Source organism: Tautonia marina, assembly GCF_009177065.1.
Classification (GTDB): Bacteria; Planctomycetota; Planctomycetia; order Isosphaerales; family Isosphaeraceae; genus Tautonia; species Tautonia marina.
The window spans coordinates 110,982-131,803 of sequence record NZ_WEZF01000020.1 but is presented as its reverse complement, the minus strand read 5'-3'; the positions used below and the strand labels follow the sequence as shown (position 1 = coordinate 131,803).

General features: G+C 65.9%; 13 protein-coding genes and 1 pseudogene. 8 read left to right on the top strand and 6 right to left on the bottom strand.

Annotated features, from left to right (window positions below):
- Window positions 1-143 precede the first annotated feature (143 nt).
- Together GA615_RS21520 and GA615_RS21515 are read left to right on the top strand one after the other, a co-directional pair.
- A complete protein-coding gene (locus GA615_RS21520; protein ID WP_152053384.1) occupies window positions 144-1,304 on the top strand; it encodes a 1-deoxy-D-xylulose-5-phosphate reductoisomerase in 1,161 nt (386 codons plus the stop codon).
- The gene (locus tag GA615_RS21515) at window positions 1,292-3,334 is read left to right on the top strand and encodes a site-2 protease family protein (protein ID WP_161602477.1); all 2,043 of its coding nucleotides are present in this window, start codon (window positions 1,292-1,294) and stop codon (window positions 3,332-3,334) included. Before GA615_RS21520 ends, GA615_RS21515 begins: the two co-directional genes overlap by 13 nt.
- An 88-nt stretch (window positions 3,335-3,422) precedes the next feature.
- Here the strand turns inward: GA615_RS21515 and GA615_RS21510 are convergent, their stop codons facing one another.
- Together GA615_RS21510 and GA615_RS21505 are read right to left on the bottom strand one after the other, a co-directional pair.
- Complete coding sequence (locus tag GA615_RS21510; RefSeq protein ID WP_201750274.1) at window positions 3,423-4,139, bottom strand: methyltransferase family protein; 717 nt, start codon at window positions 4,137-4,139, stop codon at window positions 3,423-3,425.
- Between the two features lie 91 nt (window positions 4,140-4,230).
- Complete coding sequence (locus GA615_RS21505) at window positions 4,231-8,469, bottom strand: serine/threonine-protein kinase (protein WP_152053382.1); 4,239 nt, start codon at window positions 8,467-8,469, stop codon at window positions 4,231-4,233.
- 546 nt (window positions 8,470-9,015) lie between these two features.
- Here GA615_RS21505 and GA615_RS21500 point away from each other — a divergent pair.
- The 4 genes from GA615_RS21500 to GA615_RS21485 all read left to right on the top strand — a co-directional run bounded on the left by GA615_RS21500 (window position 9,016) and on the right by GA615_RS21485 (window position 13,088).
- Window positions 9,016-9,222, top strand: coding sequence for a hypothetical protein (locus GA615_RS21500; protein WP_152053381.1), 207 nt, complete (start codon window positions 9,016-9,018; stop codon window positions 9,220-9,222).
- A 385-nt stretch (window positions 9,223-9,607) separates the two neighbouring features.
- Entirely contained in the window at window positions 9,608-10,366 is a 759-nt protein-coding gene (locus GA615_RS21495; RefSeq protein ID WP_152053380.1) for an AIM24 family protein, read from the top strand.
- Window positions 10,367-10,448: 82 nt separating this feature from the next.
- Window positions 10,449-11,768, top strand: a complete 1,320-nt coding sequence (locus tag GA615_RS21490; RefSeq protein WP_152053379.1) for a Trx7/PDZ domain-containing (seleno)protein — start codon at window positions 10,449-10,451, stop codon at window positions 11,766-11,768.
- 180 nt (window positions 11,769-11,948) lie between these two features.
- Window positions 11,949-13,088: an alpha/beta hydrolase gene (locus GA615_RS21485; RefSeq protein ID WP_152053378.1), complete on the top strand. Its 1,140-nt coding sequence runs from the start codon at window positions 11,949-11,951 to the stop codon at window positions 13,086-13,088.
- A 391-nt stretch (window positions 13,089-13,479) separates the two neighbouring features.
- Here GA615_RS21485 and GA615_RS21480 read toward each other — a convergent pair.
- The 3 genes and pseudogenes from GA615_RS21480 to GA615_RS21470 form a co-directional block, all read right to left on the bottom strand.
- Window positions 13,480-13,608: pseudogene (locus tag GA615_RS21480) on the bottom strand (acyl carrier protein); the annotation flags it as partial.
- Window positions 13,609-13,687: 79 nt separating this feature from the next.
- A complete protein-coding gene (locus GA615_RS21475) occupies window positions 13,688-14,092 on the bottom strand; it encodes an Ig-like domain-containing protein (protein ID WP_152053377.1) in 405 nt (134 codons plus the stop codon).
- 299 nt (window positions 14,093-14,391) lie between these two features.
- Window positions 14,392-16,491, bottom strand: coding sequence for an alpha/beta hydrolase family protein (locus GA615_RS21470; protein ID WP_201750273.1), 2,100 nt, complete (start codon window positions 16,489-16,491; stop codon window positions 14,392-14,394).
- 159 nt (window positions 16,492-16,650) lie between these two features.
- Between GA615_RS21470 and GA615_RS21465 the strand changes: the two genes are divergently transcribed.
- Window positions 16,651-17,949 carry a Gfo/Idh/MocA family protein gene (locus GA615_RS21465; RefSeq protein ID WP_152053376.1) on the top strand — a complete coding sequence of 433 codons (1,299 nt, stop codon included), beginning with the start codon at window positions 16,651-16,653 and terminating at the stop codon, window positions 17,947-17,949.
- 63 nt (window positions 17,950-18,012) lie between these two features.
- Window positions 18,013-19,017, top strand: a complete 1,005-nt coding sequence (locus tag GA615_RS21460) for a ThuA domain-containing protein (RefSeq protein WP_152053375.1) — start codon at window positions 18,013-18,015, stop codon at window positions 19,015-19,017.
- 119 nt (window positions 19,018-19,136) lie between these two features.
- Here GA615_RS21460 and GA615_RS21455 read toward each other — a convergent pair whose 3' ends face one another.
- On the bottom strand, window positions 19,137-20,519 hold the full coding sequence (locus GA615_RS21455) for a DUF1501 domain-containing protein (protein ID WP_152053374.1): 1,383 nt from the start codon (window positions 20,517-20,519) through the stop codon (window positions 19,137-19,139).
- Window positions 20,520-20,822 lie beyond the last annotated feature (303 nt).

Below are 20,822 nucleotides of genomic sequence, written 5' to 3'. Positions count from 1 at the left end.
TGTCGGTTCGGGGCACAATTACCTACAATCCCTAGCCGGAAGCCAAGGCGTTGGTTGCGTCGAGGCAAGGCAAGGCGAGTCGGAACTGACGTGACACGGGGCCCGTTGCCCCGGGCGCAATCCGGGACAGCAGAGCGGCGCCGATGGCCGATCCGAAAAACATCGTCATCCTGGGCTCGACCGGATCGATCGGCCGCAGCACGCTCGACGTGCTGGAGCACGACGAGGGGCGTCGTCTCCGCGCCGCCGGCCTGGCCGCGCATTCGAGTTGGCAACGCCTGATCGAACAGGCCCAGCGCCACCGCCCGCGATGGGTCGCCCTGACCGACCCCGCCTCGGCGGCCCAGGTCGATGGCCAGCTTCGCGGGACCGACACGGAACTCTGGACCGGCCGAGATGGGCTCGTCCGCATGGTCCAGCAACCCGAGGTCGATACGGTCGTCTCGGCGATCGTAGGCGCCGCCGGGCTCGAAAGCACCTGGGCGGCCCTGGAGGCCGGCAAGGCCGTCGCCCTGGCGAACAAGGAAACCCTGGTCGTCGGCGGCTCGCTCATCACCGAGCTGGCCCGCGAGCGCAACGCCCCGCTGTTGCCGGTCGATAGCGAACACTCGGCCATTTTCCAGTGCTTGCGATCCGGCACCCCCCGAGAGGTCCGCCGCGTCATCCTCACCTCCTCCGGCGGCCCCTTCCGCGGCAAGACGCGCCGAGACCTCGAAGGCGTGACCCGCGAACAGGCCCTCAACCATCCGACCTGGAAGATGGGACCGAAGATCACGATCGACTCGGCCACCTTGATGAACAAGGCTCTTGAGGTTATCGAGGCCCGCTGGCTCTTTGATCTGACTCCTGATCAGATTGAGGTCGTCGTTCATCCCGAAAGCATCGTGCACTCGATGGTCGAGTTCGTCGACGGTAGCGTGATCGCCCAGCTTTCGCCGCCCGATATGAAGCTGCCGATCCAGTACGCCCTGAACTACCCCGACCGGGTCGAAGGCCCCAGCCCGCGCCTCGACTTGACCCGATCGTGGGACCTGCACTTTGAACCCCCCGACCGTGAGACGTTCCCCTGCCTGGAACTCGGATTCGAGGTCATGCGACGCGGCGGCACTGCCGGCGCGGCCTTGAACGCGGCGAACGAGGCGGCCGTCAGCCGCTTCCTCGACGGCACACTCGCCTTTCTCGACATTCCTCGCGCCTGTCGGGCGGCGCTGGAGCATCACGACTATGACCCACGGCCCTCGCTCCAGACGTTGGAGCGGGTCGATGCCTGGGCCCGTCAGGAGGTCGCGCGTTGGATACCTTGATCTTTGTCTGGACCGTCATCAAGGCGATCCTGGGCATCTCCTTCGTCATCTTCTGGCACGAACTGGGCCACTTCCTCCTGGCGAAGTGGAACGGCGTTTACGTCAAAACCTTCTCCATCGGGTTCCCACCCCGCCTGGTCCGGCTCTTTCGCTACAAGGAAACCGATTACGTCCTCGGCTCCGTGCCGCTTGGCGGATATGTTCATATGCTCGGGGAAGATGAGGGGCAGACCGAACCCCCTCCCGAAACCGAGAGCGAGACCGACGCCGAGGGCCAGCCCCGCTCGAACATCGAGCCCTCGCTGGCCAATCATCCCGGCGCCTTCTTCAACAAATCGGTCTGGGCCCGCATGGCGATCATCTCGGCCGGCGTGGTCATGAACGTCCTGCTCGGCATCGCCTGCTTCGCCATTGTCTACATGGTCGGCGGTCGATTGCAGGCCCCGGCGATCGTCGGCGGCGTCGGGGCCGGCGGTCCCGCCTACCGGGCCGGGTTGAAGACCGGAGACGTCGTGCAGTCGATTGACGGCGAGCGCGTCACCTTCGAGGATCTCAATCGGATCGTCATCCACAGCGGGCCGGATCAGGTCCTCCGCTTCGTTGTCGATCGTCCCGGCGAGGCCGAGCCGATTGAGCTGCCAATCCGCCCCGAGCGCGACGCCCTGGAAGAAGTCCCCAAGATCCGGGTCGCCTTACCCCGGTCGCTGGAGCTGTTCCAGCAAGATCCCTTCCTCGCCCCTCCGGGCATGGTCGGGGAGCCCGAAGGCCAGTTCGCCCCTGGCGATCGGATCGTGCAGGCCGGCCCCGTCGATGGCGAGTTGCAAGACCTTCGTACCCCTTACGAGCTGGAGCGTCTCCTCGATCAATACCGCGATCAACCCGTCCGGATCGTCGTCGAGCGCGGTTCCGGTTCGTCCGCGGAAGCCGACACCGACACCGACGCCGAGCCCGCCGACGCATCCACCTCGGGTCGGGAGACGATCATCCTCCCGCCGGTTCGCTTCGTGGATTTCGGCATGCGGCTCCAGACCGGCCCCATCACCGCCCTTCGGGCCAGCTCCCCGGCCGAGCAGGCGGGCCTGGAGCCAGGCGACGTGATCGTCGCCTTCAACGGCGACCGCGACTTCGATCCCATGCGATTGCCTTCGATGGCCGCTGATCGCGTCGGTGAATCGATCGAGCTGACCGTCCTCCGCGACGAGGAGGAACTCAATCTCACCGTCGAGCCGGTTGAGGGTGAGTCCTGGTCGTCGGCCATCTCGCCCGACTCCCCCTTGAACATCGACACCCTCGGCCTGGTCTTCCGCGTCGAGCCGACGATTGTCGCCGTCGCCGACGATTCCCCGGCCGCTCGGGCCGGCTTGAAGCCCGGCGACGAACTCACCGGCCTTCGCTTCACCTGGAAGGCGCAGGATGAGGAAACCGAGGCCCGCGTCGAGGAACTGACGTTCGGACCCGGCAACTCCTGGGTCTACGCCTTCGACTGGGCCCAGCGCTACCCGGCCCAGTCGATCGAGCTGACCGTCGCCGGCCGTGACCAGCCGGTGGCGGTCACTCCCGAGCCGGTCGACGACTGGTTCTTCCCCGCTCGCGGCCTGCAATTGCAGATCGACGTGGCCCCCATCCCTCCGCTGAGCGTCTCCGAGGCCTTCCAGCGCGCCGGAACCGAAACGCTCGGCGTCATCACCTCGTTTTACACCCTCTTGCAGCGTCTGGCCGAAGGGCAGGTCGGCACCAAGGGACTCTCCGGGCCGATCCGAATCGCCAAGGCGATGTACGATTTCGCCGGGGTGAACTTCATCGAGTTCCTTTACTTCATCGGCTTCATCAGCATCAACCTCGCTGTGGTCAACTTCCTTCCCATCCCCCCGCTCGACGGCGGCCGGATGGTCTTCCTCATCGGCGAGGCCGTCCGAGGCCGCCCCTTGCCCGACTCCTGGCAGGCCCTGCCGACCTACCTCGGCATCTTCTTCCTCCTCGCCCTGATGGTCTTCGTCCTGATCCAGGATACCCTGTTGACCTTCTTCTAAATCGGTTCTTGCGTCCGTTTCGCGTGTCAGTCGAGGGGGGCCGGCTCCGTGTCTTTGCGGTGCCTGCACCCCTCTCTCAGCGGAACCGCTACCAGACGCCCGGGATCAGCTTGTAGCGTACCCGCCTGGTATAGGCATCATACCCGGGCAACTCGGCTTGCAGGGCCTGGTCTTCCCACTGCGTCCGCAGGACGAGCAGCAACGACGCCACACCGGCAGGGATCAGTGCCCAGAGCGAGCCTAATGCGAGGGCCATCCCCGCCGTAAAGAGGCAGCCGCCCACGTATCCGGGGTGACGCACCAGCGCGTAGGGGCCGCTGTCGATGACGACGTGCCCCCGATCACGTTGAATGCGGACATGGACCTCGAAAAACATGTTCACGGCTTCTGCCCAGGTTGTCAGGGCCATCCCCGACAGAAAGAGGAGGTAGCCGATCCCGCAGACCCACCACGGGACCGGGGACCAATGGAACCGGGCGTCGTCGAGCGCCGCCACGGGGAGGATGGCTCCGATGGCCGGGAAGAGGAAGTACCCGACGAGGATCCTGTCCCATCGCTTCGCCCCCTCCTGTGGTCGGCTCCGGGCGATGAGTACCTCAGGGTTGACCCGCCAGAGGGTCAGGAAGACAGCGACCCACGATGTCAGGACGACCAGGACGAACAGCCACCCCTTCCGCCACGCCCAGGTTCCTGCGGGCAGGAACATCAGCAGGCCGAAGAGGACGGGCACGGCCATCAGGCCCACGACCAGTCGGCGGGTGTTGAACCCCTGAGGTCGCCTGTCCTGGTCGTCGGCGAGAGTCACGGTTCACCTGGCCTGGTGTCTCGATACCCCGGGATGTGGGCGAAGCCGACCGCGAGAACCCGGATGCCTCGGCCCTTGCTCGGGCCGAGCGTCAGGGGAAGCTCGGGAAGGCCCGCCGAAGCCGCTCGATCACTTCCGCGCTCGGTGTCCGGGACGTGTTGGCCGGGGGGGCCGGCGGATCGGGAATCCGATCGAGGTCGGGACCAAGCTCGGCGGCCGGGCTGTCGGAGGCGAGGCGAACATCGTCGGGCTCGAGCGCTTGAGGGTCACGCTCCGGCCCCAGTCGAGAGAGGAAACCAATGTCGCCATGACGGGCATCGGCCTCCGTCCGACCCAGCGAAAGGGTCCACTCGTCGCGATCGAGCACCACCGGCAGCGTTCCGGGCTGCGCGGTCTGGTCGCGTCGATACTCGTCGATCCGGTGATAGGCGACCTCCCGGCTTTCCACAATCCGGATGCGGTCGCTCAGATCCTCAAGCCCCCCCTGGCCCTCGACCCGGAACAGGGCTCCGCCGTCGGGGCCGGTTGCGAGAATCGATTGCCGGGCCGTGATCTCCACCCGAGGCAGCACCGGCTGATCGGCCGAGCTGGAGAGCCGGACAACCCCCCCTCGGGCGACCACCGTCGCCCGCCGCAGCGACACGGCCAGCCGCGTCTCGTCTTCCTCGTCGATTCCCAGGCCCGGCGATCGCCCGTGGCCGACCACCAGGCTGCCGCCGCTTGAGGCCACGACGTTCGAAAGCTGAAGCTCGTCAAGCTGTGCATACGGAGCCACATCAATCAGATTCCCCGCGCTTCGGATCAAACTATCGACAATCCGAAGATTGGCGGGAAAGGCCAGATCCTCGACTGGCAAGGGCAGGGTGCTTGGCATTCGGACGAAGCCGGGGTCCATCGGCCCATCGGCCGGTTCGTCGGCGAGCAGACGCACCACGGCCGCGCTGTCCGGGCCGTCGATCGTGACTGAGCAATCCACCAGTTCGAGCGTGGCGTCGGGCTCCACCCCGAAGGCCGCCCGAGGGCTCAGGTTCGACCCCGTCACCGATTCACGATCAACCACCAGGTCGATGCCCCGAAGCTGCAACTCCCCTTGAGGAACCACCCGCATCAGAAACGACCAGCCCTCCGGGCCCGCTGCTCCCGGGTCCGCCGATCGGAGCCGAAGCACCGGCCGTTCAGGCCCCGGCTCGGCCACGATCTCCACAATCCCCGAGCCCGATCGAGTTCCCCCCGGCAGGTCGATTTGCGCATCGGAGGCAAGCCGCAGCACCCCCCCCTTGGGACCAAGGCGACCCAGACCGTCGAGGAATTGCGACGCCGTCCGGATGATCGGTTCGTCTGACGGGTTCTCGGTCTTCCCCACGTCCCGGATCGCATCCTCCTGCTCGTCCTGGTCGGTTCGAGGCAACGGTGGATCGGGAACGTCGGCCACCCGTGCTGCCTCGGCGCGCTCCTCGGCGTCCGAGGTGGGGCGTTCTGGAGGTCCGAACAGGGGCAGACTCAGCGGCGGCGCTTCCCCTTCAACCGGCTCCATCGGCCGCGGTCGCCGGCGGGGCGATTCCGCAACCCGGGGCGGCTCGTCGGGATCGTCGGGCATCAGGACCATCGGACCAGGGGTCATCGGGTCGGTGTCAAATCCCGTGATCCGGGCCGGGTTGGGGGGATTGGTTGAGGCCGTGACCGGAGCACTTGCCGGCAAGACCGGCTCGATTGCGCCGGAGAGACTCCGACGCGCCCCCACCAGCGTCGATCCCAGGCCCGGCCGATCCCGGTCGGAGGGGAAGACCCCTGCCACTGTCGGGCGAAACGCCTGCGAGGCCGGCATGCCTTGCATCAAGGAGGCCACCGGGTCCGATTCGGCCCACACATGCTCGGTCGTGAACCGCGATCGTGCCTCGGCGGTCGAGGCCCCTCGGGCCCAGGTGTCGAACTCGAAAACGCGAGGTCGGCTCTTGGGGTCGCTCATCGGCCAGAGAAAAATCCCGATCCGGGCGTACAGATTCCCGAACCCCATCCAGTTCAGGCGGTCGGGGTCGTCGATCGCCACCAGGGTCGGCGGCCCGGCCGCAAAGCGGTCGAGCTCCTGAGTCGGGGCAAAAAGGCAGTCCGACACCTCGACCCGAGCCGTCGTCGCGGCAAATCGGAGAATCGGATCGGCACCGGCCAGCATGCTTACGTGATCGAGCATCAGGCGGGCCGGCACGGGCTGGCTGATCTGCGTCACCGGCTCGACCTCGGTCCCGAAATCGAACGAGAAGGCATTCGGGCTGGCCGGAGCGTTGTTGAACCAGATGGCCGGTCCCCGGGCGGCGACCAGGCAGTCGCGCAGGCCGAGCGTCATCAGACCCTTCGACGAGATCCCCACCGTTCCGCCGGCGATCGTGCAGGTTTCGAGCACCACGGGCATCGCCGCCGGCACCGGAGCGCCGCTGTTCAGCGCCGCAGGACTCGGCCCGATCAATTCCAGGGCTGCCGGCTGACCCGAGCCTCGGAAAAAACACCGGCTCAGGGTCAAGGCGGTCCCCTCGGCCTGGATGGCCGCGCCGGTCGAGACGCTCCCCGACCCGAGCTGGAACGTCAGGCCCTCGATCGTCACTCGACCGCCCACAAAATGCAGCAAGGGCCGCGAGCCGGACGAAAACCCATCGCTCGCCGCCAGCTCGACGACCGGCCGGGCGCCGTCGGCGGCCCGAATCGTCACCTCGGCCCGAATCGGGGGCTCCTGCTCACCCGCCGGAGCCAGCCGGTACGGGCCGTCGTCGGCCAGCACGATCGTCGATCCGGGGGGCTCAGACCGAAGCACCATCCGCAGGTCTTCATCCGATCGAACCCGCCGCTCCCGCGTTTCGGCCACCTGACGCGCCGGGCCGGTCGCCTCGTCCATGCGGCTCGGTGCCACGGGTGAGCGATCCGGGGCCGAGGGCTCCGAGGGCGTTCCCCCCTCCGGACGGGTCGGCGTTGGGGTCGATCGCCGGGCAGGCTCGGTCGCTAACGGCTCCGAGGGCGTCAGAGACGACGACGCGACCGAGTTCATCAGCTCATCCGGCGTCATCGGAAGGCTCGGGCTCGATGGGGGCTCTCGCCCGACCCAGATTAAGACCCCCACCACCAGCAGCAAGACCCCCGTCGGCAATCCCCAGATCAGGTGCCGTTCCCATCCCGGAGCCCGCGGCGCGGCGCTCATCCAAACCAGGCCCTCGGGGCTGATCGACCGCAAGCCCAGAGCCCCGGCCAGCGTCAGCAGATCCCGAACCAGTTGCTCCGGTGTCTGGTAGCGGCGATCCGCATCTTTCGCCATTAATTTCAGGATGATCGTCGCCAGGTCTGCCGGCACCGACGGATTCAAACCCCGAACATCCGGCGCCGGTTCTTCCCGGTGACTGAGCAGCTTCTGCAATACCGTGCCCCCCGGAAACGGCGGCTGTCCGGTGAGCATGTGATACATCGTACATCCGAGCGAATACAGGTCGCTCCGCACGTCAACCGAACGCGGGTCGCGGGCCTGCTCGGGGCTGATGTAGTCGAACGTCCCGAGTGTCATGTTGCTCTGGGTCAGGCCCTCGTCGGCCCCTTCGCGTTCGAAGCGGCGGGCCAGGCCCATATCGACCAGCTTCGCCCGTCCTTGCGGCGTGACGATGATGTTCGACGGCTTGATGTCTCGGTGCACCACCCCGCGTTCCGAGGCATGCACCAGGGCCCCGGCAATCTGGAGCGTGAAGTTAATCGCCTCAGCAACCGGCAACGGCCCGCGCTGCTCGACCCGCTGGCGAATTGTCGTGCCGTCAATATATTCAAATGCAATGTAATGAAGCGATTTGTCTTGCCCGATCGTGAACACCCGGGCGATGTTCTCGTGATCGAGCCGCGCCGCCGCCCGGCCTTCCTGATAAAATCGGCGGACGTTCTCCGCCTCGTGCGATTGCCCCGGCGGCAACACCTTGAGCGCCACGAACCGATCGAGCCGCACGTCGAGCGCCCGGAAGACCGCCCCCATGCCTCCCACGCCGATCGCCTGCTGGATCTCGAACGAGTCGAGCCGATCGCCGTTCGACGGCAGGCCCACTTCCATCGGCCCCCGTCCCAGCCCGCCCCCCGAGCCGGAGCCGACCACCAGCCGAGACCCCGACCCCATCGCCAGTCCCGAGCCCGATCCCATCGCCAATCCCGAGCCCGAGCCCGACCCAGAGGGGGCTCGGCGCACGGTGGGCGTCTCGTCGACCGACAGTTCGGCCCCGATCCCTTCCTCCTCAGGAGGCGGTCCGGCCGGCCAACTTCCGGTCGCCGACGGCGACGCTTCAGGTTTCAGAGGTTCTGGAGTTCGATCCTGCATCGGGCCGTCTCGCTGTGGCAAGCGGATCGGGTCGAGGGCGGCTCGTTCGGATGGTCGCAATCCCTTGCGCCCACGATGCGACGGGCGACGCGATCAAGACGGGCGTTACAGACTTTCGGCGCGTCGGAGCCCAACGGTAAACTCTAGAGAGGCCGACCGAAGGTGTCAACCTCCGTCAGCCAGGCCCGGGTGATTGCCGAGTCTGTTCCGCAAGGTTGGGATCACGTCCTGAGTCATGACGTGATGACATCCGACCAAGAAACGACGCACCTCAGACGAGGCAATCTTCCTAAAACCTCTTCGACCTCCGCCCCTCCGCCTTCGGGATCGGCCCGATCCGCTGTTCAAAAGGCCCATCGGGATGGTCACGATCGACGCCGGGCGGCCCAGGTTTCCGCGAGACATCAATATCGGAATGACGACCGGAATCACGAAATGTGGGCTCCGATGCGGCCCGAAATTCGCATCATGATCCTCCCCGAAGCTCGCATTCCGACAACGCCGCCGGAACGCGATGCAAGACCGTTTTCTGAGGGAGATTTTCCGATGAACTTCAAGCAAAACATGATCGTCGCCACGATCTTGACCCTCCTGACGATCGTCTTCTTCGTGGTCGCCTCTCCCCTCGTTCCGATGGCCTCGACCGATGTCTGGATTGTCCTCGCCCTGATTGCTGCGGGAGGCGCTGCCATCTTCTGGATCGCCTCGCTGCAAACCCGAGGCGTGGAAGAAACCGGCTCGACCGACTTCTGACCACCGCCAGCCATCACCGTGCGATGGACTCCTTCGGGACAGCCGACCTCCGGCTGTCCCGATTGCGTCTTGGCCCCCACCCGCCGATTCCCGCCCTCCTTCCCCCGTCATCGTTCGCCTTGGTCTCTTCCCCATCTCCCCGGAACATCCCCGTTCCCCCGCAGGGCTCAACGCTCCCATCTGCTCGGCCTTCCGGCCCCTTGACGCTCGATCGGCCCCCTTCCATCATGGCGATCGCTTTTGAGCGTGGATTCCGAGGGGAGGCAGGAACTTGGTTCCCCCTCCGATCCGGACCCGCTCCGCCCCTTCGGCCGAACGGCGCCGCTCTCTTTTTTGCGTCGCCCATGCTTTGCTTCGCACCTCACCACCCCGAGGCGCATTCCCAATGGCTCACGATCCCGATTCGGACCCGTACGATTCCGCCGATCCCTTCGACCTGACCGACGCCGACGGCCCCGAACCGATCCGCAGGGAGCTCGGCCCGGTCCCCTTGACGATCCTCGGCGACATCGCCCAGCGCGCCCAGCTTGAGTTGACCCCCGGCGATGTCGTCTGGGCCAGCAAGGGGTCGATCATGGCCTACACCGACGGCATCCGCTGGCGGCTCCGCGTGCCGGGGGGCATCGGAGGCGCGGTCAAGCGGTCGCTGGCCGGCGAGGGGCTCTCGTTGACCTACCTCGAAGCCGACCGCCCCGGCACCGTCCTGCTCGCGGCCAATTCCCCCGGTCGCATCGGCATCTGGGATCTTGCTCATGGCCCGATCATCGCCACCCGAGGCTCCTTCCTCGCTGCCTGGGGCGATCAGATCGACATCACCGTCACCATTGCCCGACGCGCCGGTGCCGCCTTCTTCGGCGGCGCGGGCCTGTTCCTGCAAAAGATCTCCGGGTCCGGCCACGTCCTGATCCACGGCAGCGGCGACTTCGACGACCGCGAACTTGCCCGCGGCGAGCGTCTGCTCGTCAGCTCCGGTAACCTCGCCGCCTTCTCCGACTCCATCGACTACGACATCCAGGGGGTCGGCGGCTGCGCCAAGATCCTTTTCGGCGGCGAAGGCTTCTTCATGACCCGCCTCACCGGCCCCGGCCGCGTCATGCTCCAGTCCCTCAAGCGCGGCGTCATCCAGCAAACCTCCTCCGGCTGAGGCTCGTTCCTCTGAAGTTGCGAATGAAGATGCGTTCACTTTCTTGATTTTCGCCCGTCACCCATTCAGAGGATGCTTACCCATGCGACCCGCCCTCGTCTTGCTCCTCTCGATTCTCGTTCTGCCCTCCCTGGCCTTGGCCCAGGACCGCAATACCAAGGTCCGCAACGACCGCGAGGCGTTCGAAACGTCGGACGACTGGATCTACAACGACCTCGACGCCGGCATCGAGGCCGCTCGGGAGTCGGGCAAACCCTTGATGGTCGTCTTCCGCTGCATTCCCTGTGAAGCCTGCCAGGAGTTCGACGACGACGTCGCCCGCCGCGACCCGATCATCCGAGACCTGCTCGATCGCTTCGTCTGCGTCCGGATCGTCCAGGCGAACGACATCGACCTGACCCGCTTCCAGTTCGACTTCGACCAGTCGTTCGCCGTCATTTTGATGAACCCCGATTCTACCATCTACGGCCGCTACGGCACCCGATCCGAACGTCCTGAAGAGGAAGACATTTCCCTCTCCGGCCTCCGCAAGGCCATGGAAGCCGCCCTGGAGATGCACGAGGATTACCCCGCCGTCAAGGCGTCGCTCGCCGGGAAGCAGGTCCAGGATCGCCAGGCCCGCTACGCCACCCCCCGCGATTACCCCAGCCTCGCCGGCCGGTACGACAGCCGCCTCGACTACGCGGGCGAGGTCGCCCGCAGTTGCATGCACTGCCACCAGGTCCGCGAGGCCGAGCGCCTGGTCTTCCGCACCGCCGGCGAGCCGATCCCTGACGAGGTTCTCTATCCCTATCCCGACCCCGCCGTCCTCGGCCTGAAGCTTGACCCGACCGAGATCGCCACCATCGAAGCCCTCGCCGCCGACTCCATCGCCGACCGCGCCGGCCTCCGCGTGGGCGACGCCCTCACCCGCCTCGACGGCCAACCGCTCCTTTCCATTGCCGATCTCCAGTGGGTCCTGCACAACACCCCCGCCTCCGCCCAACTGCCCGCCCAGATCCTCCGCGATGGCGAGGCCCTCGACCTGACCCTCGACCTTCCCGAAGGCTGGCGCCGCGGCAACATCTCCTGGCGTGTCACCTCCTGGGAACTCCGTCGCATGGCCCTTGGCGGCATGGTCCTCGACGACCTTTCCGACGCCGACCGGGCCGCCGCCGGCCTCCCCGCCGACACCCTCGCCCTCCGCGTCCGCCGCGTCGGCGAGTACGGCGAGCACGCCACCGCCAAGCGCTCCGGCATCCAGGCCGGCGACATCATCACCTCGTTCAACGGGCTCACCGATCGCCTCTCCGAGTCCTCCCTGCTGGCTCACACCGTTCAGCATTCCCGCCCCGGCGACACCGCCCCCATCACCCTCCTCCGCGACGGCCAGCAACACGAGATTACCCTCCCCCTCCAGTAACCTGCAGGCCGCGCACGCTGCCCACGTCTTCGACTTCGAGGTCGTGGGCAGACGCAACGGCGCGGAACTCGGGTGGCCTCTTTGGTGGTTCAAGATCACACGCATCGTCATGCGACTCTGACGCGAAACCCGCCACTCACCCCTCACGAAGCCCGACCAACCCGATTCGAGGCACTCCCCATGCAATCCTCCCCCGTCCTCGCCTGCCTTGCCGTGCTCGCCTTCTCCGTCGCGCCCACTGCGACGGCCCAGGAGCGCGTCACCCCGAAATCGAGCAAGGGGGGCACCCCTTCCGGCGAGCCCTGGGCCGTCGTTCCCGAAACTTTCCGTGCGATGAAGTTACCCGAGTGGCCCCTGCCGACCGACGCCGACCAGTGGCAATCCGAGGGCCGCGACGCCGTACGCTCCACCTTGCTCGATCTGCTCGGCGACCTCCCGCCCCGGCCCGATCCGGCGGCCGTCGAGGTCGTCTCGCGCGAGCAGCACGACGGCTACACCCTCGAACGTTTTCAGTTCCACAACGGTGTGGATATGATCGTTCCCGGCATCCTCCTGATCCCCGACAACCTGAAAGGCCCCGCTCCGGCGATCGTCGGCCTGCACGGCCACGGCAGCTCAAAGGAAAGCATCTGCACGATTGAAGATCACGGCCAGTACGTCGGCCCGATGCTCGCCCGCAAGGGGTACGTCGTCGCCGCCATCGACGCCTACTTCAACGGCGATCGGATCGGCCTCGGCCCCGGCGGCGAGAATGATTCAAAGCTTGGCCAGGAGCACAGCCTGTTCAAGCTCCACCTCTGGCAAGGCCGCACTCTGTGGGGCATGATGCTCCGCGACGAGCAATGCCTGCTCGACTACCTCCAGACCCGCCCCGAGATCGACCCCGACCGCATCGGCGCCACCGGCATGAGCATGGGATGCACCCGCGCCTGGTGGCTCGCCGCCATCGACGACCGCATCGACGCCCTCGTCGGCGTCGCCTGCTTCACCCGCTATTCCGAACTCCTCTCCCACGGCGACCTCCGCAAGCACGGCATCTACTACTTCGTCCCCGGCCTGCTCAACCACTTCGACACCGAGGCCATCTACGCCCTCGTCGCCCCCCGCCCCATGCTCCAGCTCTCCGGCGACGAGGACCCGGGCGCCCCCCTCGATGGAGTCGAGACCCTCGAATCCAAGCTCTCGCAAATCTACACTCTTCTCGGTGCCCCCGATCATTTTCGCAGCATCGTCTACACCGAGACCGGCCACGAGTACCTTCCCGAAATGAAGGATGAAATGCTCTCCTGGTTCGAGCGTTACCTCCCCGTCAATCCCTGATCTTTCGAACTCCGAAACACAACGTGAGATGTTTGTGTTCGGTTTCACCTTTCGGTGGTGTGGCTGGGGTCATTTTGACCCCAGTCCGATTCTGAGCTGGTCAGGAGAACTGGGGCGACAGGACCACAGCCACCCCGCCGACAGCTCCCCTCACCGAGCCTCACCCTCCAACCCGAGTTGGGAACGCCTCACCCCTGCCACGACCCGTCGTATGTGCGATTGTGACCTCAGAGGTCATGGGAGTGGGAAGGCGTCAGTCCAAGCCCAGATCGTCGACGATGTGAGCCTCGGGGACGAGATTCCCCTCTCGGATTCCGAACTCACGTCGCATGATCGCCTTGACCTGTTCCCAGACCGCGGAGGGATCGACTGACTCTCCGCGAGCGCAAAGAGCCTCGACCGCGAACGCATGAAGGTCGCCAAGTCGAACGAGTTTCGGCGCCACATCGTCGGGGATGGAGATACCGAACTCCTCTTCGACGGCCATCACCAGTTCAACCGTGTCGAGGCCCATCGCCCCCCGCCTCCTCGGTTGTTTTCTTTGGATTAATATGCGATGTTGGATTCAGATGTCCTGAAGCCTCACGAAGCCGCTTCCCTCACTCGCTCGTCTTGAAGACCAGCAAATAGGGCACCGCTGGTTGCCCCGCGGCATCCTTGAAGTTGCGGAACTGCTGGCTGTTCAGCCAGATCGCATACGTCTTGCCCGGCATCAGCTTGACCGGCAGTACGGCCGTCCGTTGGTCCTCCAGATAGTTCGGCGCGCCGGTGGTCTCGGGGAATGAGTCCTTCCCGATCATCGACCACGACCAGCTTCCGTTCTGCATCGCCTTGCTGAAGGTAACTCTGATCTCGGTTAACCCCGGGTCCACATCGCCCGATCCGGCCTTCGGAACCGTTGAGACGACCACCGGAGGGACCGACTCAAGCGTGATCTCCTGAGCATGTGAGGATCCGGAGAGCCAGGCGAACGCCAGTGCAAGAGCCGCCATCGAGCCGCGCATTGTGTCGAGCCTCCCGTTAACGCACCTCAACGGAACGAGTCCTTGAGGTGCCCACCCCAATCCCCAGGCCCCGCACCCCGAAGCCCTTCGGTGAGAGTCCCCATCATGGGCATGGCGTTGGGCCAGTGCAAGCCCGGGTGGCACGGACCACCCGAAGCCCCTTGGTCCGTCCACTGCCACTCGACGCCCTTTGGTCGAACGGTCTCGGAGCGAAGAACGATTCGGTGTTCCTCCGACCGCGAGGCTCGCCCGAAACCGGGCAATCGGCCCCGCGATCGTCGGGTCATCGTCGTCGGGCCTCAGCCCTCGGTCATCGCTCCGCGCGGCTCGATCAGGCGGAGATTCTTCCCCTCCAGCGCCCGGTAGCAGTCGGGCAGGTCAAATGTGGTCAGCACGTCTGGCAGGAAGGTCGAGAGGGGCCAGTCGTACTGCTCGGCCTCGGCCACATCGGCGAACGAGGTGAGGGCGTGCTTGAGCGTCACCTGGGTCACGAAGCCCTCGTTCTCCAGCACGGCCGCGAAGGTTGCGGGGATCGCCCCCCAGCCTCGGGAGACGAGGTGGACCTCCTCATGACCGATCCCCTTGAGCCACTCCAGCACCTTCAGTACGTCGAGCGTCCGCTGGGTCGGTACCGGCCGGCCGAGCATGATGCCGTGGGCCGCGTAGAAGTAGTCGTTCCCATACGGGTTGAAGTACGAGTTGATCCCGCAGGTGTTCGGCCTCGACTCGCCGATCCCCCGCACGTCGCAGGCGTAGACAGCCGAGTCGGGCTCGGCGTTGATCAGGCGACGGATCAACGGTTCCTCGCGCAGTTCCTCATCGCTCGATTTGTCCGAGACGTACAGGATCGCCCGCTTTGCGTCGGCCGGCGGCCGCGAGACGTGCGACCGGTCATACAGGCGATAGACAATCGCCTCGACCCCCGGCTCGGTCGGCACGCCGTAGTTCCCCAGGTGCGACGTCGGGTAATCCCGGCCCGAGATCGGCCGCATGATCCGATACGCCGGCAAGGGTCTCGGCTCCGGCAGCTTCATGGCGGCCGCGACCGCCTTCCGCGTGCCCTCGGCATCGAGCGACCCGCGCTGCTCGGCCAGTGCCTGAACGGCCGCCCGCGTGAAGTCGAGGACCGACTTCGAGCCCAGCTCTCCGCCGACCTGCCCATCGGTCGTGCACTGAAGCGTCTCGTCCGCCTCGATCGTCAGGTCCGGTTCGCTCGATCCGTCGGAAACCCCCGTCACCTTATTGAACCACCCGTACATCGCCTCCCGGTTCTCCTGCGAGTAACCGTGCTCGGTTGGGCCGTAGAACAGGCCGATGTTCTCCTTCGCCCCCAGCAAGTCGTACAGTCTCTGGAGACGACGGTGCGCGAGGATCGATCCACGAACGTCGAAGTAGTCACGCTCTTTGGCAAGAATAATCACCGGCTTCGGCGCCATCGCGGCCAGAAAGTCCTCATGCTCCAGGCCAAGTTCCAGGGCCCTCGGCGGGCACTGCTCGGTGTCGGCCGGCAGCTCGTTTTCGAGGTTCCGCTGGAAACTGGTCACGAAGCAACTGGGCGCCCCCATCGTCCAGCGTCGTTCCAGGCCGATCAGCCAGGTTGACATCGTGCCGCCGCCCGAGTTCCCCGTGATGCCGACCTGCTCCGGATCGACTTCCTCTCGGGTCAACAGATAGTCGAGTGCACGAATGCCGTCCCAGGCGCGCCAGGTGCCGAAGAACTCGCCGGTCAGGAATTGCTGATTGCCGGCGATCAGGTGCTCTCGGGTGCCGCCGCCGTACTTCGGCTTCAGGGCGTCGTCGAGGTACTGCATCCGCTCTCCCTGGCCGATCGGATCGAAGATCAGACAGACGTACCCTTGTCGGGCCAGTCCCTGAGCGAAGCTCTGATACGCCTCGGCCGCCTTCCCGTTGGCCGAGTGCCCGCAACTGCCGACGACTCCCGGCATCTTTCCGTCTCGGTTGGTGGGCACGTACAGGTTGGCCGTGACGAAAAAGCCCGGTCGGCTCTCGAAGATCACATTCTCAATTCGGTAGCTGTCACGCTCGACCACCCCGGTAACCTTCGGGTTCAACGGGGTCTTCTCGGGCAAGGGGCCGAAGCTTTCGGCAATCCGCTCGCGGACCGAGGCCACGTAACGTTCGGCATCCTCCCTGGTCTGCATCTCGCGGAAGGTCCGGTTCCGCTGCCGTTCGAGCTGGCGAACCTTCGCCGTGTAGAAGTCCTGGAGCATTCGCGGGAAGCGGTTGAGGATCGCCCGCTCGCCGTCCTGAGGCGCCACGAGGGCCGCCGAGGCCGACTCGATCGGCGTCAACGCTCGGGCCAGGGTCCAGGCCATCGACACGGCCGCCCCGTTTCGGGCGAGGTCGCGACGCGTCAAGGGGCGTTCGATCAAGGACATGAGCGATTCTCCAGACAATTCGAACGTTCGGGGAAGGATGGGTTTCCGGCGCCTTCACAGGGGCCTTTCGCGGTAGTCTAATGCCAGAAGGGAGCCACCGCTAAGGGGCAGTCCCGACCGAGCGTCTCATTCCTCTCTGGCCACGGAGCCTTGATGACGATGTCCCGACCGAAGCCGATTACCTTACCCTCACGTCGCCGCTTCCTCCGCAGTTCGCTGGCCGCCGGGTTCGCCCTGTCGGCAGCCCCGGCCTTTGCCCGCGCTCCCCGCGTGGGGCCGAACGACCGGATCACCTTCGGCGTCATCGGCGTCGGCATTCAGGGGCGCGGCCTGGCGGTTCGGATGGCCCGTCGACCCGATGCCCAGGTCGTCGCCGTGGCCGATGTCGTCACCGAGCGCCGCGACGATACCCGGAAGCGAATCGAAGACGCCATCGCCAAGCGAGACGATTCCGCGTCCTTCTCCGGCTGCGAGGCCTACCACGACTTCCGCGAGCTTCTGGCCCGAGACGACATCGACGCCGTCATCATCGCCACCCCCGACCACTGGCATGCCATCCCCTGCATCATGGCCGCCGACGCCGGCAAGCACATTTACTGCGAGAAGCCCCTGACCCACTTCGTCGCCGAAGGCCGCGCCATCGCCGATGCCGTCGAACGCAACGGCATCACCTTCCAGACCGGTAGCCAGCAGCGCAGCCCCGGTGAGTTCGGCGGCAACTTCCCCCGAGCCGTCGAGCTGGTCTGGAACGGCCGGATCGGCGAGGTGAAGACGATCCGGATTGGCGTCGGCGGCCCTCCCAAGCCCGTCGATCTGGAGGAGCAAGCCGTTCCCGAAGGAACCGACTGGGACTTCTGGGTCGGCCCGGCCGAGTTCCACCCGTACAACGAGATCCTCTGCCCGAAAGGCATCCACAACCACTTCCCCGACTGGCGCAGTTATGCCCCCTATGGCAACGGTGGCATCGCCGACATGGGAGCCCACCATTTCGACATCGCTCAGTGGGCCCTGAAGAAACACGAGTCCGGCCCGGTTGCCATCGAGCCGCCTGCCGAGGGGAACACCGGCCTGCGGTTCGTGTACGACAACGGTGTCGAGATGATCCACGGCGGCCCCGACGATTGCACCTTTGAGGGGACCGAGGGGATTATCCGAGTCGCCCGCTCCCGGTTCGCCACCGAGCCCGAATCGCTCGCCGAACCGTTGCCCGACGATGCCGAACGAATCGACGCTCAAGGGAGTCACTATGACAACTTCCTCGACTCGATCCGAGGCGACGCCCGCCCCGTGGCCTCGGCCGAGGTCGGGCACCGCACGGCGACCGTCTGCCACCTCGGCGTCATCGGCTACCAGCTCCGCCGGCCGCTCACCTGGGACCCCGTCGCCGAACGCTTCCAGAACGACGACGAGGCCAACGCCATGCTCTCCCGTCCCTATCGGGCTCCCTGGACTCTTTGATCAGGTCGGTGCGTTCTCACAAGGTTCGGAATTCGTTTGTCACCCCATCGAGGAATAATGCTGATGTTTCGACTTCTGCACGCTGCTGCAATGTTCGGCATGCTCTGCCTGGGCGGAATCGCTTTGGCAGACGATCCCTGGGTCGTCTACGAAGGAGGCTCCGGCCCGGGGGAGGGAAAGCACATCGTCCTGATCTCGGGAGACGAGGAGTACCGCTCCGAGGAAGGCTTGCCCCAGCTCGGCAAGATTCTGGCGACTCATCACGGCTTCAAATGCACGGTTCTTTTTGCGATCAATCCCGAAACTGGCGAGATCGACCCGAACTTCAGCAGCAACATCCCCGGCCTTGAATCGCTCGACGACGCCGATCTGGTGATCATGGGCCTGCGCTTCCGTGCACTGCCGGATGAGCAAATGAAGCATGTGGTCAACTATGTCGAATCCGGCAAGCCGATTATCGGCATGCGGACCTCGACCCACGCCTTCAACCTGCCTGAAGGATCGACCTATGACCACTACTCCTGGAGGAGCAACGAGTGGGATGGCGGGTTCGGTCGGCAGGTGCTGGGAGAAACGTGGATCAGCCACCACGGCGCCCACGGGTCGGAAAGCACCCGAGGCATCATCGCCCCCGGCGCCGATGAGCACCCGATCACTCGAGGCATTTCCGATGGCGACATCTGGGGGCCGACCGATGTCTACGGCGTCACGCTTCCGTTGCCCGGAGACTGCCAACCGTTGATCCTCGGCCAGGTCGTCGCCGGCATGAGCCCCGACGATCCTCCCGTCGAAGGGGAGAAGAATGACCCGATGATGCCGATTGCCTGGACCAAAACCTTCAAGGACGCTCGCATCTTCACCACAACCTCCGGCTCATCCGTCGATTTGCTGAGCGAAGGCTTGCGGCGCCTCCTGGTCAACGCCGCCTACTGGTGCCTGGGCATGGAAGACCAGATTCCCGAAGGAGGAACGAAGGTCGACCTCGTCGGCGAGTACAACCCGACCCCCTTCGGCTTCAATGCGTTCACAAAAGGGGTCAAGCCCTCTGATCATGTGATGGAAAACTGATCATGCCGTGCTGGGCCCATCCTTCGCCTTCCAGGTGGTGAGGGATGGGCCCGGTATCAATTGCCTGCGTTTCAAGCCGCGGCGATTGCCTCACCCTCTCCGTGGCGTGTGCATTGAGGTCAGGTCAACCCCTGAACCGCAGTCCCCATCGGCGTGAGGCCAACGCTCGTCAGCTCGGCGGAACCGATGCCGAGGCGATCGAGGATCGTGGCCGACAGGTCAGCCGGATGAACCGGATGCTCGCTCGGGAATTCGGCCCGTCGATCGGACGCGCCGATGACTGTTCCGCCCCGGATCCCACCTCCGGCCAGCAGGGCCGAGTAGCAGGAGTTCCAGTGGTCGCGTCCCGCCTTCTCGTTGATCTTCGGCGTCCGGCCGAACTCGCCGACGGCGACGACGAGCGTCGTTTCCAGCAAGCCGCGCGCGTCCAGGTCGTCGAGCAAGGCCGACAGGGCGTTGTCGAACATCCAGCCGTGGCGATCCTGCATGATGGCGAAGTAACGGTCGTGCATGTCCCAGCCGCCGTCGCCGGCGTCTTCGGGGCCTTCGACGTGGGTGCTCCAGTTGACCTGCACGAACGGCAGGCCGGCTTCCACGAGCCGCCGGGCGATCAGACACGAGCGGCCGAAGCGGTGCGGGCCGTAGGCTCGGCGGATGCGCTCCGGTTCGCGGTCGATCTCCAGCGCTTCGAGGCTGTCCTTCGAGGCGATCAGTTGCCGGGCCAGGGCATAGTGCTCGGCCATCGCGGCGGTCGATCGGGCGTCGGCACCGCCTGGGGCGACCCGTTCGAACAGCTCCCAGCGTGCGGCCATGCGGTCGGCGGCCACCCCGTCGGGCAGGTGGACGTCGGGCAAGACCGGACCGACGCCGGGCTCGTAATCGACCCGGAACGGATCATAGGCTGCGCCGAGGATGCCGCCCCCCTCGCCGACCACCCGTTTGTGCCCTTGATGCAACGGGTTTCCCAGAATCACATACGGCGGCAAGCCGCCCGGCTGTCGTTCGGCCAGGCGGGCGACGATGGCTCCGGTACTCGGCTTCAACGCTCCGGCAGAGGTGGCGCCGCCCAGGTTGATGGCTCCGGAGATGCTGCCGGTCAGGGCGATCGTGCCGGCGACGCCGTGATCGTTCGACTCGTGATGCATCGACCGGATCAGGGCAAATTTGTCCGCCCGATCCGCCAGGTTGGGCAACAGCTCGCCGATCCGGACGCCGGGAACCCGCGTGGCGATCGAGTCGAACGGCCCTCGATATTCGAGAGGCGCATCGGGCTTCGGGTCGAACGTGTCGAGGTGGCTCGGACCTCCCCAGAGCCAGAGGACGATGACCGCCTTGGCCTTGCCCGGCGCGTCGAGGGCCGGGGCCGTTGGGCCGGCGAAGCTTCGCATGGCCAGCCAATCACCGAGGGTCAGGCCCAGGGCGCCAAGCGATCCGAGTTGCAACAGCGCCCGTCGCGACGGGCCCCGGCAGGTCCGGCCCGTGGTCGCTCCGAGATCAAGCATGGCGGCCCTCCGACCCTCTCGCAATGTCGGCGGGCGGCCGGCACGTGCGCGCCGGCCGCCCCGGCCGACGAGGCTCCCGGCACGACCCGAGCGGGAGTCTCACATCGTCGAGATTACCCAGTTTCGATGGGCCAGGCGATCCCTATTCGTTCAGAATTTTTGAATTTTTTTGAATTTCCTCGAAACGGCTCACTTTCGTTCAGGACGTTCTTGCGTCATCATGCGACGGTGCTAACCAGCTCGGAAGGACGATGCCCCCATCTCTCCGAAAAATGCCCAGGTCAGGCGCGGCTCCGTGGCAGG

What these genes read in the sequence shown, in the direction of transcription:
- GA615_RS21465 (WP_152053376.1), top strand. Translation starts at nt 16,651, where the DNA reads ATGTCCCGACCGAAGCCGATTACCTTACCCTCACGTCGCCGCTTCCTC.
- GA615_RS21455 (WP_152053374.1), bottom strand. Translation starts at nt 20,519, where the DNA reads ATGCTTGATCTCGGAGCGACCACGGGCCGGACCTGCCGGGGCCCGTCG.
- GA615_RS21460 (WP_152053375.1), top strand. Translation starts at nt 18,013, where the DNA reads ATGTTTCGACTTCTGCACGCTGCTGCAATGTTCGGCATGCTCTGCCTG.
- GA615_RS21490 (WP_152053379.1), top strand. Translation starts at nt 10,449, where the DNA reads ATGCGACCCGCCCTCGTCTTGCTCCTCTCGATTCTCGTTCTGCCCTCC.
- GA615_RS21475 (WP_152053377.1), bottom strand. Translation starts at nt 14,092, where the DNA reads ATGCGCGGCTCGATGGCGGCTCTTGCACTGGCGTTCGCCTGGCTCTCC.
- GA615_RS21505 (WP_152053382.1), bottom strand. Translation starts at nt 8,469, where the DNA reads ATGCAGGATCGAACTCCAGAACCTCTGAAACCTGAAGCGTCGCCGTCG.
- GA615_RS21520 (WP_152053384.1), top strand. Translation starts at nt 144, where the DNA reads ATGGCCGATCCGAAAAACATCGTCATCCTGGGCTCGACCGGATCGATC.
- GA615_RS21485 (WP_152053378.1), top strand. Translation starts at nt 11,949, where the DNA reads ATGCAATCCTCCCCCGTCCTCGCCTGCCTTGCCGTGCTCGCCTTCTCC.
- GA615_RS21495 (WP_152053380.1), top strand. Translation starts at nt 9,608, where the DNA reads ATGGCTCACGATCCCGATTCGGACCCGTACGATTCCGCCGATCCCTTC.
- GA615_RS21470 (WP_201750273.1), bottom strand. Translation starts at nt 16,491, where the DNA reads ATGTCCTTGATCGAACGCCCCTTGACGCGTCGCGACCTCGCCCGAAAC.
- GA615_RS21500 (WP_152053381.1), top strand. Translation starts at nt 9,016, where the DNA reads ATGAACTTCAAGCAAAACATGATCGTCGCCACGATCTTGACCCTCCTG.